The sequence below is a fragment of the Picosynechococcus sp. PCC 8807 genome (assembly GCF_001693295.1).
GTDB lineage: Bacteria > Cyanobacteriota > Cyanobacteriia > Cyanobacteriales > MRBY01 > MRBY01.
On the sequence record NZ_CP016483.1, the window covers coordinates 2201836 to 2216455 of the forward strand.

Below are 14620 nucleotides of genomic sequence, written 5' to 3' on the forward strand. Positions count from 1 at the left end.
CTCACACCTTTTGAATCGTTTTTTGGCCCAATAACCCCTGGGGCCGGAGCAGCAACATCCCAAACAGTAACGCAAAGGCGATCGCCTCCCGATACCCTGAAAAATCCGCTGGAATGAACGCTTCTGCCATGCCGATAATTAAACCGCCCAGCACCGCTCCCGGAATATTCCCCAAACCCCCTAGAACAATTACGCCTAATCCCTTCAAACCATAGCTAATGCCGAAATAAGGCCCCGCAATGCTCACGCTAGAACCCACCAATGTTCCCGCCAGGCCCGCCAAGGCACCACTCACAAAAAACGTCACCCGCACCACTTGTTCCGTATTAATCCCCAAGAGACTGGCGGTTGTGCTATCCTCTGCCACCGCTTGGATCGCTTTCCCAAATTTCGTTCGGGTCATGCCATAGGTCAACAGGGTCACAACCAGTGCGGAAACCATCAAGATAATGAGCTGTACTGTCCGGATCAGAATCGGTCGCTCTGGAGAGCCAAAGTTAATCGACTCCGGCAAACCACCGTAAATATCCGCTGGAAACGTATAAATCTCTGCGCCCACCAACAGCTGAATCCCATTCACAATCACCACGGCAGCCCCCAGACTGGAGACCAAACTCAGGAGAGGATCGGCGCCCCGGAGGCGTAAAGGACGAAACGCGAGCCATTCTACTAACATCGAAACGCAGCCCGCGAAGCCGCAGCCAATTAATAACGCCAAACCAAAGGGCAGGGCAAAGGGTAATTTCACCTGGGCCAAGAAGCCATTGAAGCCAAATTGTCCCCCGGCAAAGAGATAAGTGAAGTAAGCGCCTAGGGTAAAAATCGCTCCGTGGGCAAAGTTAATAATGCCAAGAATCGAAAAAACGAGGGTATAGCCCAGGGCAAAAATCGCGTAGACACTACCAATGGAAAGACCATTGAGAAGTTGCTGGAGGAACAGGGTAAGATCCATGTTGTCAGGCGAAGAACGGCACGGTGGTTTCTAAATAGTAATACCACCAATGGGAAAGTCCTGCCCCATTCTCAACGCCATCATCCTGAGTAACCCCTAGCAAATAACGGCGATCGCCAAAAGCACCCGTATCAAAGCATGATTTGGATTCCGATAATCATTGGCTGTGGCACAGCAGGCATTATTTGTTTCACCTGGCAACAGCGCCAAAAGCAACAAGTCCGACAAATGCTTTACTCCTACGGTGAACATCCCAGTGACGAGCTTCTCTTTGCGCCCCTTTCTTCTCTCCGCCGGGAACTAAAAAGCCTCTACGAAGAAAAACAAGAACTCCAGGCAGAGTTAGACCAATGGTATCGGGTGATCGAAAATGCCCCCTTTGGATATCTGCGGGTTGACATGGATAATCAACTCATTTTGTGCAACCCAAAGGCCCGACAGCTCCTGTGCTTGAATCGTTGGCAGCCAGGGCAAATTCGTCTCTTGCTGGAATTAGTCCGCTCCTATGAGTTAGACCAGCTCATCGAAACCACCCGCAGCGCTCGCACCGCCCAAAGCCAGGAATGGGAATTTTTTCCGAGCCATGACGCCCAAACCCGTGCTGAAGGCCCTAACCAACCGATACACCTGCGGGGAAGCACTATCCCTTTAAGTCGTGGCGATGTGGCGGTTTTTTTAGAAAACCAAGAGCCGATTCACATCCTGAAACGTTCCCAAGAAAAATTACTGTCTGATCTAACCCATGAATTGCGGACGCCCCTCACGGCGATGCGGCTCCTCGCAGAAACCCTAGAACAGCGTCTAACGGGCTTGGAATTGAAATGGGCTGGTCAAATTCTTAAGGAAATTAATCGTTTGTTTTACCTTGTCCAGGACTGGCTAGAACTGAGTCGACTAGAGTCCCACCCCCATCAAGTTTTGAGCTACCAAACCTTTGATCTGGTGCAGTTGATTAACGATGCTTGGGAAACCCTCACCCCCCTCGCCCAACAAAAACAAGTCACGCGACAATATCAGGGGCCAGATGCATTAAAAATGACCGCCGATGGCGATCGCCTCACCCAGGTTTTTCTCAATCTTTTTGACAATGGCATTAAATACAATCCCGTTGGGGAGGCCATTTTTGTTACTGTATCTCCCCCTGAAGTCGATTCAGACTTCGTTACCGTAGAAGTGATCGATCAAGGCGTTGGCTTTGATCCAGAAGACTTACCATTTGTGTTTGAGCGCTTGTACCGGGGCGACCAAGCAAGAACAAGACCAGGAGATAATACCGATTTGCGCCAGGGGAGTGGGCTAGGCTTAGCGATCGTGCAGCAAATTATTACTGCCCACGGCGGCTCAATTACCGCCCGCAATCACCCCAAATATCGAGGCGCTTGGCTAACCTTCACCCTACCGCTGCAACTGCCTAATGAGGATCTTGATATTTAATTTTCTCCCACAGGATCGTGAATAGATAAACAACGATCAAGAAATAAATTTGCACTGGCATATGATCTTCCCCCACATATCTGAACTAGATGGTGTCTCTCTGTGCTGGACAGAGACAATCAACTGCAGCGAAAAGTTGCATTCCGAAGCACCAACTTTCCCGGTGGTTAATCTTTATGCCACAGGTAAAATTGCTTTTTTGTTCCCCATAATCCGAAATTACAACTGGAAATTACGCTAACTCCCCAGGTTTTCCCCAAAGGGATCGACCTGAGACTATTATTCGCTTTTCTTTACAGCTTTAATATTCCCATTCTTCGCTTTTTACACACATATTCAACGAAAATAAAAGCCAAAATTAGGCCGTATTTTCCCGAACCAATTAAGATCTAAAATAGATCGACCCACCTAAGGGGGAATCCCCAAGGCAGCGCCTAAATGGCATTCTGCTTGGGCTTAAGGGGTTATTACTCTGTGTAGAAAACTAAAGTTTCAAAAAATTTAATTATCCCTATCCAATTTCATCCTAACATCTAACCCCCCCCTCCATTCAAGGGGGAATTTCCAAGATAAGGTCTTTTGAGGAGCTAATGAAACTCATTTATGCCCACAATGATCACCCTCGTTCCTAGGACAAATGTCGTTCATTTGTACCTAATCATGGGGGTAAATCAATAGATTTTGGCGCGGTTGTCCTGGGCAACAATCCGTAAACTTCTATGGCAGACCCTGATTTTTGGAATATTTTCTGTATCATTAAATACAAACATTGCAGTGATTAGGCTGGCTAATCATCTATGCTCTGTATCTCAAATACTCGTCTCGGAGAAAATCCTGATGCAACGCACCCCTTCCCTTGATTTATCTAGTATTCGCTACTGCCCCAACACAACGGAACACCCCTTTGATACGACTTTTGCTCCGGCCCAAGCAAATAGCGATTGGGTTAAGTTAGCCCAAACCCCTGAGGCGATCGCCGAAGAAGAATATGCGCTTTTGTTATGTCCCCACGGAGAACAATCCTGGGTCGCTTGGCTCCCGTCCCAAGGGGAAGTTGTGCTCCACCAAGATCAACTGTGTCGCTTGATTTAGGGCCAGACTGATCGGCGAGTTTCCCTCCGAATGACAACGGTTTTTCTTGGCCACGGTGATGGCGCAAAATAAAATCGGTTGTCCTTAGCGTTTCCCTGTACAATTGCAGCCAACAAGGGCGATCGCCCCCAGGCAATGTTCAGGTAATAGCAGGATTTATGAGCAGTTCGGAAAAGGTTTCGGTCGGGATTGTCGGCGCGTCGGGCTACGGTGGTATGCAACTCGTCCGTCTGCTGAGTGATCATCCCCAAGTGGAGCTGACCTATCTAGGGGGCAACAGCAGTGCCGGAAAACCCTACGCAGAACTTTATCCCCATGTCGGCCACCGCATCAAAATGATCGTTGAGCCCATTGATCTCGATGTGATTGCCAGCCGTTGCCAGGTGGTTTTTCTCGGTTTGCCCAATGGCTTGGCCTGTGACCTTGCCCCCCAACTGATCGAACGGGGCTGTAAAGTCCTCGATCTCTCGGCTGACTATCGCTTCAAGGATCTCGACACCTATCAGGCTTGGTATAAAACAGAACGCACCGACCAAGAGACCAATGTGATCGCCGTTTATGGTCTGCCAGAACTCTACCGGGATGACATTCGCCGCGCCCAACTGGTGGGTTGCCCTGGTTGTTATGTCACCGCTAGCCTCTTGGCCCTGGCACCCCTTTTCAAACAGGGCTTGATTCAGCCAGAAACCGCAATTATTGATGCCAAATCCGGTACATCCGGCGGGGGTCGTCAAGGGAAAATTAATTTACTCTTAGCCGAAGCCGATGCTTCCCTGGGAGCCTATGGAGTAGCCTCCCACCGCCATACCCCAGAAATTGAACAAATTTGTAGCAAACTCGCCAGCCAAGATATTCGCGTGCAATTTACCCCCCACCTCATCCCGATGCCCAGGGGCATTCTGGCGACGGTCTACGCAACCCTCCGGGATCCGGGTTTGGTGCGCGATGATTTACTGACCATTTACAGCGCCTTTTATCGGGCGGCTCCCTGTGTAGAGGTTCTACCAAACGGTGTTTATCCCCAGACGAAGTGGGCCTGTGGCACAAACCTCTGTTATCTAGGGATTGAGGTAGACCACCGCACGGGTCGCGTCATTGTGATGTCCGCCATTGATAATCTTCTGAAGGGACAGTCGGGCCAAGCCGTCCAGTGTATGAATATTATGCTGGGCTGGGAGGAAACGGCAGGCTTACCGCAGTTAGCGTTTTATCCTTAAATTTTTCCTTGTAAAACGTCAAAAATTGGACAGGGTTTCTGGGACTGCAATGAACTTTGGTGGGGTTTAAAGGTACTCCAGGAAAAGGGAGCTTGTTTAGCAGCAGAAAGCCACAGGAGTCGTTTGGCGCGGGTCATGGCCACATACAGAAGTCGGTATTCTTCTTCGGTTTTAAGCTGTTGGGCTTCTTGCCAAAGGGTCGCAATCGTCGCTGGTGTCGTTGGCGATCGCCCCTGATCTTGGCCATGGACAAAATGACGGATTTGGGCCCGGGCCACCTGCGCCAGGTTGTAATCACCAAGGAATTGCGCCCCACTAGGCACCCAACTCATGCCGGGGATTTCGGAGTCGTGCAAAAAAGGAATAAAGACATAGTCCCAATCTAGGCCCTTCGCCTTGTGCATGGTGATCACCGTAATTTGCTGCGGGCGAGTGTAGCGGGCGTCGGTGTCGAGTTCAATGCCTTCAAAACCATCCCGGAGAAGCATTTCTAAAACTTCGAGGCTCTGGCGCAGATTTTTTTGACCCTGGGTTTGCTGGGCGATGCGTTCGGCGAGTTTTTGCACCGTGGCGAGTTCGACATCGCTATAGTCCAGGGTCATCGCCAAAAAGGGTAGTAGTTGGTAGTGGGGCAGTTGCCAGCGGGCCTGGAGCAGTTGAACACAGAGGGTTTGGGCGGCCTGGGCGGGGCCAGAGGAGAGGGCCGGGTCGAGGGGGCCTGGATAGAGAAATTTTTCGGGATAGGTGGCTAAACGAGCTAGATCTTGGGTGGGAATTTTTTGGCGATCGCCTAAAACATCGAGGGCACCCTTCAGGCAGTCAGGGGAGTGGGGCCGCTCCAGAAACCGCAGAATTTGATAAAGCTCTAGCACCAGATGGTTGGCATCATTACCGCTGCGGGCATCATAAAGGCGAATTGTTGTTGGCTGAAATCGCGCCCTTAATTGCTCAGTGACAAATTTGGCCTGGCGTTGTTTGCGCACGAGAATCGCCGCACTGTGGTCTGGATTTTCGGTTAATAAAGTTTCGAGGCGATCGCCAAGTTGTTGCACCGTCGCGTAAATATCCTGGGGGTAATGGCGTTCTACCCCCGCGCCAATGGGATCAGGATTGGCATTTTGTTGGGGGTCATGGCTGGGCACCGGAAAAATTTCTTGCCAGCGAAACGCAAACCGATCCGGCGGCGAAAGGGTGTGGCTGGCCCAGTGGAGCATCTGATTCGCCGCAGTGATAATTGGCAGGCTAGAGCGGCCCGCGTAGTGAATTTCGGCACAGTCTACGGCCTGACAAAAGCGATTGAAATAAAACGGGTCAGCGGGGGTAAAGGTGGAATTGATCGCCTGATTTGGATCGCCCACCCGCACGAGGTTACATTCTCCAGATTCGGGAGCTGTGGCCAGGAGGCGGATCAATTGCTCTTGGAGGGGGCTAGAATCCTGGGCCTCATCTTCAAAAATCCCGTAAATTTGTCCCTGCCAATATTGCTGTAACTCCGGCTGTTGCAGCACCCGGATGGCCCCTAACACCAGATCGTCGTAGTCAAGGACATTGTTCTCCTGGAGCAGTTGTTGATAATTCTGATAAATGCCAGCGGCGATCGCCAAGGATTGGTAGGGATCGTCCAGGGTTTCTCCCAGTTTGGCTACGGCCTGGGGCGAGAGATTAGAACTTTTGCTTTCATGGATCACCGTATGGGCAAGGTCTGGCAAAATTTCTGTGCTGAGGGCAAAACGGCGGCGCAGTTGCTCCGTTTTTTCCTGATCAGAGCGTGCTCCCTGACAAAGACGTTCATATTGTTCCCCATGGGCTTGAATCCACTGCTCAACGGCGGCGCGGAGGATGGGGTGATTTGCGGGAATATCCTGGAGAGAAAGGCTATCGAGATCAACGCCAGAAATCTCCGGGTGCCGACTGGCAATTTGTAAGGCTAAACCATGGATTGTTTGTACCGAAAAACCCACCACAGGTAACTGGGCGGCCTTGAGGTGGGTCAGAATTTTTTGCTTAATCCCCTCGGCTGCGGCTCGCGTAAAGGTCACAATGACTAACTGTTGGCCGTGGTGCAAAGATTGCCGGGCAAGGGTGAGGACAGCGGCAACGGCTAGGGCATGGGATTTTCCGGAACCGGGAACGGCGGCGATCGCCATTTCTCCAGACCGCCATTGGGCCAACGCATCTTGGCCAGGGCGGAGGCCAGCGGCCAGTTGCGTTAAAAATTGCTGTTGATGCACACTAAGGTGGTTCATGGGTCTCACTTACTGCCTGGAAGTTTTGTAGCGGAACGAACAAAATAGCGGAATTTTAAATTAGCTTTCGTTATCAGTGGCGATTTTTTGCATTAGTAAAAACATTAAATAAGAAATCATAATGTCGTGTTAACCAGAGATTTGCCCAGCAGTGCCTAAAGGTGGTCACAGTAAGCGCCTGGAAGAATTTTTGGGATGACGGAGGGGAGGATTTCCTGTCAATTCAGCCTCGGATTGTCGCTGAAGGCCAACTTTTTTTGGAAATTCATGGGCTATAAAACATAGAGCAATTTATCTGATGAACCTGCAATGTGACGCGGCACCTAAAACCCAGTTTCAGATTATCTCTGCTAAACAATGGGTGCTGTCTGTGATTTTTAGCTTTTCTTTTATTCTGTATGCATTTACCGAAATTCACAGGATTATTATCTACTTTGGGCGCTTCCCTGGTGATGGGCCTCGGCGCGGCAGCCGTTAACCTCGCTCCCTTTCAAACTAAGGCGATCGCCACCAGTGCCGACCCAGCCAAAACAGTGAGCCTCAACGCCCAACGGGAAACCCTGGCCGAAAATCCCCTGTGCCGTTTAGCGAGTACCCTGGATAAGGCCCCGGAAGCGCAACTCGTGGCCGATACAAACCCGGAACAACTCACGCCCCAGGTCTCTAAGTGGTGGGCCTTTAATTTATTTCAGCGATTTACCCAAAGTCTGGGCCTCGATTCTTTACTCCAGTTAGAAGTGCCGCTGGCCACTGCCCCCCTCGTCGCGGTGGTGCCTACGCCGGAAGCAACACCCCAAGCGCCTGCTGAGTCTGGGGCACAGCTGATTAGCTACGACGCAGACCGCCCCGCCACTAACCCTCACAGCCATCAACTGTGGCTCCAAAATAAGCCCGTTGTCACTATTCGTTCCCAACAGGAGGCCGAACGGTTGGCCCAACGCCTTGAACAACTGACGGCGATGGCGGAATTCCAAGCCACGGCGATCACCCCGACGTTACATGAAGACAAACCAGCGATCGCCTTTGGTGATGACATTCTTTTAGTTGTGGACGAAACAATTACCCATGAGGACGTTCTCAACCATGAGATCCTGGCGATTCAATGGGCCAATAATCTTCGCCTCGCCCTCGGTGTCCCGGCGCTGGATATGGTCACCGCCCAGCAGCAAATGTATCAGCTCGAAGAAACAGGTCAATCCCTCGAAGGACTAGCCTCCTGGTATGGCCCCTACTTTCACGGTCGCCTGACGGCCAATGGGGAAACCTACGACCAATACGCTTTGACGGCGGCCCACCCTTCGATGCCCCTGAATACCTACCTCAAGGTCACCAACCTCAACAATGACCGGAGTGTAATCATCCGCCTCAATGACCGTGGCCCCTATATTCCGCCCCGGAGCCTGGATTTATCCCTCGGTGCCGCCCGCTGTCTCAATAGCGTGGAAACGGGTGTCATTCCCTACAAGGCCACGATCATGGAACAAAAATCGCCCGAACCAGAGGCGATCGCCCCTGATATGATCTAGGTCTATCTTGAGTGCTGCCTAGGCCCGTTCCCTGACCATGCCAATTATTGAAGTCGATTCCCTCAGTAAAATCTATCCCGTCGCCCTCAAGCAACCCGGTTTTAAGGGAACCCTCAAACACTTTTTCCAGCGGCAATACCGACAAATTAAAGCCGTTGAGAAGATCACCTTTAACATTGAACCCGGCGAAATTGTGGGCTTTTTGGGGCCAAATGGGGCCGGCAAAACCACGACCCTCAAAATGCTCACGGGGCTAATTTATCCCTCCACGGGGGTAGTACGTGTGGCAGGAGCGATTCCTTTCCAGCGGCAACGGGCGTTTCTCAAGCAAATCAGCCTAGTCATGGGGCAAAAACAACAGCTCCTTTGGGATTTGCCTGCCCTCGATTCCCTCCGCATTAATGCCGCCGTCTACGACATTCCTGAACCTGTTTTTGAAGAACGCTTGGCCGAACTTAGCGCGATGCTCTCCCTAGAAGGGAAACTGACCCAACCCATGCGCAAACTCTCCCTAGGAGAACGGATGAAGGCGGAACTACTGGCCGCCCTATTACACCATCCCCAGGTGCTCTTTTTGGATGAGCCGACCCTCGGTTTAGATGTAAATGCCCAGGTGGCTGTACGGGATTTTCTGCGGGAATATAACCAGCGTTATGGGGCGACAATTCTTTTAACCAGCCACTACATGGCTGATATTACCGCCCTCTGCGAGCGGGTGTTGCTCATCTACCAGGGAAAACTGATCTACGATGGCAATTTAGAAAAGTTACTGGATCGCTTTGCGCCCTATCGAGAAGTGCGGGTCGAATTAACAGAAACCTATTCCCGCGAGGCCCTGAGCTTTTTTGGGGAAGTGGAACACATAGATGGTCAAGCGGTACGTTTTTTGGTGAAGCGAGAAAATTTGACCCAGAGCATCGCCAAAATCTTAGAAAATTTGCCTGTGGCGGATCTCAGCGTCAATGATCCCCCCGTTGAAGAAGTAATTGGCCGGGTATTTAGTGAAGGCATCGTCGCCTAGGGGCAAAGTACAGCATTATTTTTTGCTGATATTTTCAGAAAGGCGATCGCCTTTCTGATTTCCAGGAAACCAAGGGCTTAGGGCAGTAACCCAGAGAGTGACACACTCCCGACGCTGCTCTACGAGACAGCGTGGGCTTCTTAAGTCGCCTTAAGAGATTCCTGCTTCAAAGCCTCCCTACTGGGCGTAGCTCCACAGGATTGAACGGTCTGTCCAACCGCTACACTTCGACATGCTCAGCAACATGCTCAGCAACATGCTCAGTGCTAGCTAGTCCACGATTGCGAATCACTTGCCCGCTGGCTACATCTCGATTAGTGGTGTAGCCGCATTCCGGGCATTCATGCCGACGCATAGACAAATCTTTTTTCACCGCCACTCCGCAGGCTGGGCATTCCTGGCTAGTGCCATGGGCGGCAACTTTCTGGAAATACACACCACGCTTAAAGCAAACCCATTTGAGCGTATCGAGGAATTGTCCCCAACCAGCGTCAAGGCAATGCTTACCCAGCATTCCTTTAGCCAGTCCTTTAAGGTTCAACTCCTCCGCAAATATCATGCCTGCTTGATCACAGAGATGATGGGCGAGCTTGTGATGGAAGTCTTTACGCCGGTTAGCAATTCGTTCGTAAAATCTTGCGACTCGTTGACGAGCTTTTTGCTGGTTCTTTGACCCTTTTTGCTTTCTGGCAACGGCACGGTTCAGCACTTTCAGCCTGTGTTGTGCCTCCACAAAGAATCGGGGTCTCCCAATTAACTCGTTGTCTGATGTCGCAACAAAATGATTTAACCCCACATCAATCCCGATGGCATAACCACCAATCGGGGGATCTGGAATCTTTACATCGCTTTGGATTACCAACTGGATATACCAGCCAGAAGCGCGTTTAACTACCCGTGCTTGCTTCACCTCAAACCCATCAGGGATTGGGCGGTGCATCACGGTCTTAACCCAACCAAATACAGGCAACTTAATTTGATTGTCACCAATTGGGTTTTTGCCCAACTGTGGGAAGTTAAAGCTGCGAAAACGCTTCTTAAACCTTGGGAATCCAAACCCACTATTCCACAGGGCGTTAAATGCCCTTTCTAGCCGACCCATGACATCTTGAAGCACTTGAGAATGGACGTTTTGCAGAAAAGGATTCTCTTTTCGCGCAGCGGTCAAATTTCGCTTTTGACTGTAATAAGTCGGTTTTTCCGCATCCATGGGATAAATAAATTCCCGCTGGATACTACAAGCATTAACGGGGCACTTACGGGCCTGAATCCAATCACGACGTTCCGCCAGCGCGTAATTATACACACGGCGGCAGGTGTTCAACCATTGAGCCATTTGAAGGGCTTGGTCGGCAGTTGGATAAGCTCTGTACTCGTAAGTTAGGTTGAGCATGCTCCTATTGTAGCAAATACTTAGGGACGTTGCGCCAGTCCCTAAGACTACTTATTGGAAGTTTGCTTCCTCCCGTTGGTCAGTCGCTCGCTCTTCATCCCGATGCTGACGCTACGCATACAGCGCGGGCTTCCCCGCGACTCAGCTAAATTTTTCTAACGTTCCCCCCCATCGGCCAAAGGGTGAAACCTACCATAGGAGTAGAAGTAGCGACCACTACCGTAAGGGTCAGCCTTTTCCCAGCATTACTACCTATGACTATTGCATCTCCAGGCGATCGCCATCTGCCCTATGCAGGGTTGACGGCCGCACAAGTTCAGGCGAATCGTGCCGAATATGGCGCCAATGTTTTAACCCCGCCCCAACGGCGTCCCTGGTGGCAACTTTTTTTAGAGAAATTTACTGACCCGGTGATTCGCATTCTGATGATTGCGGCGGCGATCGCCCTTGCGGTAGGGGTGTTGCGGGGCGAATATGCCGAAGGTCTGGGGATTATTGTCGCGATCTTGTTGGCTACCGTCGTTGCTTTTTTTAATGAATTTAAAGCGAACCAAGAATTTGCCCTCCTCAACCATGTTTACGATCAAGTCATGGTCAAGGTGATTCGCGAGGCTCAATATCACAGTCTGCCGCGCCAGGATTTGGTGGTGGGCGACATTATCTACATCGAACAGGGCCATGAAGTTCCCGCCGATGCCAAAATTCTTGAAAGCGTTTCCCTTCACATTGATCAAGCAAAACTCACGGGGGAATCAGAACCCGTTAACAAATCAGCCCAAGCGGATCCTTTCCAGGTAGAAGCCGAGCAGTCCGCTTACCCGTTTAATTGTGTCTACCGCAGTACCATCGTCACCCAAGGCCATGGTTTTTGTGAGGTCATTGCCGTTGGCGATCGCACCGAAATTGGTAAGTTAGCCCAAGCGGTGGCCACCGTTGAAGATGATCCCAATACGCCCCTCAATCAACAACTCGAAACCCTGAGTAAAGCAATTGGGGTGGTGGGTTTAACCGTAGCTCTCCTAACGTTTAATGCTCTGTTAATCCGGGGTCTCCTCACCCAAGAACTGAGGCTAACAGGCTCCCAGGGTTACGTGATGGCCTGTTTACTGGGGGCGATCGCCATGATGTCAGCACCCGTGTGGCTGCCGGTGCTCGAAGATGGCCAAGAACTACTCGAACGCTTGGGGAAGTTACCCGAAGTTTTCGCTGTTCCAGCCCCGGCGGCCCTAAAAAATACTCCCTTGATGTTGCTTGGGGGCAGCTTCTGGTTAGGGGGGAGTCTCGGCTATGGTGTTGCTACCCACTGGCTGTCCCCCACAGTGAGAGAATGGCTTCCCCTAGATGTGGGGCTGGCCCTCCTCAATTACTTCATGGTGGCCGTGACGATTATCGTGGTGGCTGTGCCAGAAGGACTGGCCATGAGTGTCACCTTGTCTTTGGCCTACAGTATGCGCCGCATGACCGCCGAAAATAATCTGGTGCGGCGGATGCATGCCTGTGAGACCATCGGCGCAACCACCGTGATCTGCTCCGATAAAACCGGGACATTGACCTGTAATCAAATGCATGTCCATGAAACCTGTATCCCTGGGCTGGTGGAGGCTGAACCGGCGCAAGCCACCCATGTTCGTCAGGTGCTCGCCGAGGCGATCGCCGCTAACAGTACCGCCGATCTAGAATATGCCACCCAAGCGCTGCCCACGGTCATTGGGAACGCCACAGAGGGAGCCCTTTTGCTCTGGCTCGATCAACAAAACCTTGACTACCTCGACTACCGTTACAATTTCGACCTCAGTTCCCAGGGGGCATTTTCTGCCGAAAAAAAGTACATGACCAGCCTCGGCAAATCGCCCATTTTGCAGGAGGAAGTTCTCTACGTTAAAGGCGCTCCAGAAGTCGTACTCAAACGCTGTGATTATCAATTAAGTGCTGGTGGGGTTATGCCCCTCACCGAACGGGCTGCCATTATCAAAACGCTCCAAGACTACCAAAGCCGGGGGATGCGGACCCTTGGTTTTGCCTATCGTTCCCTGGGGGATCTCAAGCATTTTAAAATCACTGAAATCGAACGGCACCTGGTATGGCTTGGTTTTTTTGCGATTATTGACCCCCTGCGGGACGATGTCCCCGCCGCCGTTAAAGCCTGTCTCCGTGCCGGCATTCAGGTCAAAATTGTTACCGGTGATAGTCCCCAAACGGCGAGGGAAATTGGCCGACAAATTGGCCTCTGGCACCAAACCGAAGAGGTTAACTTTAAAGCCTTGCACCTGACTGGGCCGGAGTTTGCCGCGATGGATGATGACACCGCACGGGAAGCCGTGAAGTCCTTAAAGATCCTCTCCCGCGCTTGTCCCCTAGATAAATTACGCTTGGTGAAGTTGCTCCAACAATCGGGAGAAGTGGTTGGTGTGACGGGGGATGGGACGAATGATGCGGCGGCCCTCAAACAGGCGCAAGTGGGTCTCGCCATGGGGAGTGGTACGGCGATCGCCAAGGAAGCCAGTGACATTATTCTTTTAGATGATTCCTTTAGCAGCATTGTGAATGCTGTGCTCTGGGGGCGATCGCTCTATGAAAATATTCAAAAATTTCTCCTCTTTCAGCTCACTATCAACGTGGTTGCCCTGGGGACGGCCCTTTTGGGGCCATTCATTGGCATTGAGCTTCCCCTAACGGTGACCCAAATGTTGTGGGTCAATTTGATTATGGATACCTTTGCTGCCCTGGCCTTAGCCACAGAACCGCCCAATCCAGAAGTCCTAGGGCGATCGCCCCGCCAAGCCGAGGCATTTATCATCACCGGGGCCATGGCCAAACAAATTGCCTTCTTAGGGTGTGGATTTCTGGTGCTGATGGTAGGCATTTTGGAATATGAAATGCGCGATGGCACCATCAATACCTACGAGCTTTCCGTCTTTTTCGCGATTTTCGTCTTTCTGCAACTGTGGAATTTATTTAATGCCCGCTGTTTTGGCCTCTCGATTTCTGCGTTTACAGGGCTCTCGAAAAATCCAGCTTTTAGCGCGATTATTGCCACCATTTTTATCGGTCAAGTGGCCATGGTGCAGTGGGGGAGCAGTGCCTTTCGTACCGTCCCCCTGGCCTGCCGCGATTGGCTATGGATTATCGGAGGAACCTCTTTTGTGTTGTGGTTCGGGGAAATTTGGCGCAAAGTGCAAGGCTCGTCTCAATAATTTTGACTACTGCCGCCAGCCAAACCAGCTCCGCCACCGTTGGAAGCGATCGCCCTGGCGTTTTTGGGCCATGTGCTGCGCTAATTCTGCCCGTTGGGCGGGGGTGAGCACTTCACGAATGTCTAACATCTGCCGGAAATGGAGGTCTGCTAAATCTTGGCGTAGGTTTGTAATGGTACGGTGTTGGGCCTCTAATTGATTGCGGGAAGTCGTGCTATTGCGCATTAATGTCCGCATGGTATTTTTTGCCTGTTGAATTGCCGCCCGTTTGGCCCCCATTTGGCTACGGTAATTGGCGCGGATTCCTTGGATTTGTTGTCTCTGGGCAGTACTGAGGTCAAGCCGATCAACGAGATCTGCCTCCCGCTCATCCCCTTGGCTCATGAGGACTGGCGCTGGGGCAACGGTGAAGTGGGTGGCTTTCGTGGTTGAGTCGGCGATCGCCATTTCCCCTGTCAACGAGAGGGCCACCGCAGAAGCCATTAATACTTGTTTTTTAAACATGATTAAAATTCATCTCCAAAACTAATCACAGATTCCGCTAG

General features: G+C 51.3%; 10 protein-coding genes. 6 read left to right on the forward strand and 4 right to left on the reverse strand.

Annotation, left to right across the window (positions count from 1 at the left end; all coding sequences use genetic code 11):
* Window position 1: 1 nt before the first annotated feature.
* Entirely contained in the window at window positions 2-952 is a 951-nt protein-coding gene (locus AWQ24_RS10745) for a branched-chain amino acid ABC transporter permease (RefSeq protein ID WP_030006650.1), read from the reverse strand.
* Between the two features lie 138 nt (window positions 953-1090).
* Between AWQ24_RS10745 and AWQ24_RS10750 the strand changes: the two genes are divergently transcribed.
* The 3 genes from AWQ24_RS10750 (at window position 1091) to argC (ending at window position 4695) form a co-directional block, all read left to right on the forward strand.
* Window positions 1091-2386, forward strand: a complete 1296-nt coding sequence (locus AWQ24_RS10750) for a PAS domain-containing sensor histidine kinase (RefSeq protein ID WP_065716805.1) — start codon at window positions 1091-1093, stop codon at window positions 2384-2386.
* 837 nt (window positions 2387-3223) lie between these two features.
* Window positions 3224-3478, forward strand: coding sequence for a hypothetical protein (locus AWQ24_RS10755; protein ID WP_041443573.1), 255 nt, complete (start codon window positions 3224-3226; stop codon window positions 3476-3478).
* A gap of 158 nt (window positions 3479-3636) precedes the next feature.
* A complete protein-coding gene (gene argC / locus AWQ24_RS10760; RefSeq protein WP_065716806.1) occupies window positions 3637-4695 on the forward strand; it encodes an N-acetyl-gamma-glutamyl-phosphate reductase in 1059 nt (352 codons plus the stop codon).
* Here argC and AWQ24_RS10765 read toward each other — a convergent pair.
* A complete protein-coding gene (locus AWQ24_RS10765; RefSeq protein WP_065716807.1) occupies window positions 4692-6941 on the reverse strand; it encodes an ATP-dependent helicase in 2250 nt (749 codons plus the stop codon). The two genes, argC and AWQ24_RS10765, sit on opposite strands and share 4 nt — an antisense overlap.
* Before the next feature lie 398 nt (window positions 6942-7339).
* On the opposite strand from AWQ24_RS10765, the gene AWQ24_RS10770 reads away from it, so the two are divergent.
* Complete coding sequence (locus AWQ24_RS10770; protein ID WP_232318805.1) at window positions 7340-8467, forward strand: septal ring lytic transglycosylase RlpA family protein; 1128 nt, start codon at window positions 7340-7342, stop codon at window positions 8465-8467.
* Between the two features lie 37 nt (window positions 8468-8504).
* Window positions 8505-9488, forward strand: a complete 984-nt coding sequence (locus tag AWQ24_RS10775; RefSeq protein WP_065716808.1) for an ATP-binding cassette domain-containing protein — start codon at window positions 8505-8507, stop codon at window positions 9486-9488.
* Between the two features lie 220 nt (window positions 9489-9708).
* Here AWQ24_RS10775 and AWQ24_RS10780 read toward each other — a convergent pair whose 3' ends face one another.
* Window positions 9709-10824, reverse strand: a complete 1116-nt coding sequence (locus tag AWQ24_RS10780) for an RNA-guided endonuclease TnpB family protein (protein WP_162010638.1) — start codon at window positions 10822-10824, stop codon at window positions 9709-9711.
* A 311-nt stretch (window positions 10825-11135) separates the two neighbouring features.
* Between AWQ24_RS10780 and AWQ24_RS10785 the strand changes: the two genes are divergently transcribed.
* Complete coding sequence (locus AWQ24_RS10785) at window positions 11136-14075, forward strand: calcium-translocating P-type ATPase, PMCA-type (protein WP_065716809.1); 2940 nt, start codon at window positions 11136-11138, stop codon at window positions 14073-14075.
* 6 nt (window positions 14076-14081) lie between these two features.
* Here the strand turns inward: AWQ24_RS10785 and AWQ24_RS10790 are convergent, their stop codons facing one another.
* A complete protein-coding gene (locus tag AWQ24_RS10790) occupies window positions 14082-14579 on the reverse strand; it encodes a Spy/CpxP family protein refolding chaperone (RefSeq protein WP_030006644.1) in 498 nt (165 codons plus the stop codon).
* Between the last annotated feature and the right edge of the window lie 41 nt (window positions 14580-14620).

What these genes read in the sequence shown, in the direction of transcription:
- AWQ24_RS10745 (WP_030006650.1), bottom strand. Translation starts at nt 952, where the DNA reads ATGGATCTTACCCTGTTCCTCCAGCAACTTCTCAATGGTCTTTCCATT.
- AWQ24_RS10750 (WP_065716805.1), top strand. Translation starts at nt 1,091, where the DNA reads ATGATTTGGATTCCGATAATCATTGGCTGTGGCACAGCAGGCATTATT.
- AWQ24_RS10755 (WP_041443573.1), top strand. Translation starts at nt 3,224, where the DNA reads ATGCAACGCACCCCTTCCCTTGATTTATCTAGTATTCGCTACTGCCCC.
- argC (WP_065716806.1), top strand. Translation starts at nt 3,637, where the DNA reads ATGAGCAGTTCGGAAAAGGTTTCGGTCGGGATTGTCGGCGCGTCGGGC.
- AWQ24_RS10765 (WP_065716807.1), bottom strand. Translation starts at nt 6,941, where the DNA reads ATGAACCACCTTAGTGTGCATCAACAGCAATTTTTAACGCAACTGGCC.
- AWQ24_RS10770 (WP_232318805.1), top strand. Translation starts at nt 7,340, where the DNA reads ATGCATTTACCGAAATTCACAGGATTATTATCTACTTTGGGCGCTTCC.
- AWQ24_RS10775 (WP_065716808.1), top strand. Translation starts at nt 8,505, where the DNA reads ATGCCAATTATTGAAGTCGATTCCCTCAGTAAAATCTATCCCGTCGCC.
- AWQ24_RS10780 (WP_162010638.1), bottom strand. Translation starts at nt 10,824, where the DNA reads ATGGCTCAATGGTTGAACACCTGCCGCCGTGTGTATAATTACGCGCTG.
- AWQ24_RS10785 (WP_065716809.1), top strand. Translation starts at nt 11,136, where the DNA reads ATGACTATTGCATCTCCAGGCGATCGCCATCTGCCCTATGCAGGGTTG.
- AWQ24_RS10790 (WP_030006644.1), bottom strand. Translation starts at nt 14,579, where the DNA reads ATGTTTAAAAAACAAGTATTAATGGCTTCTGCGGTGGCCCTCTCGTTG.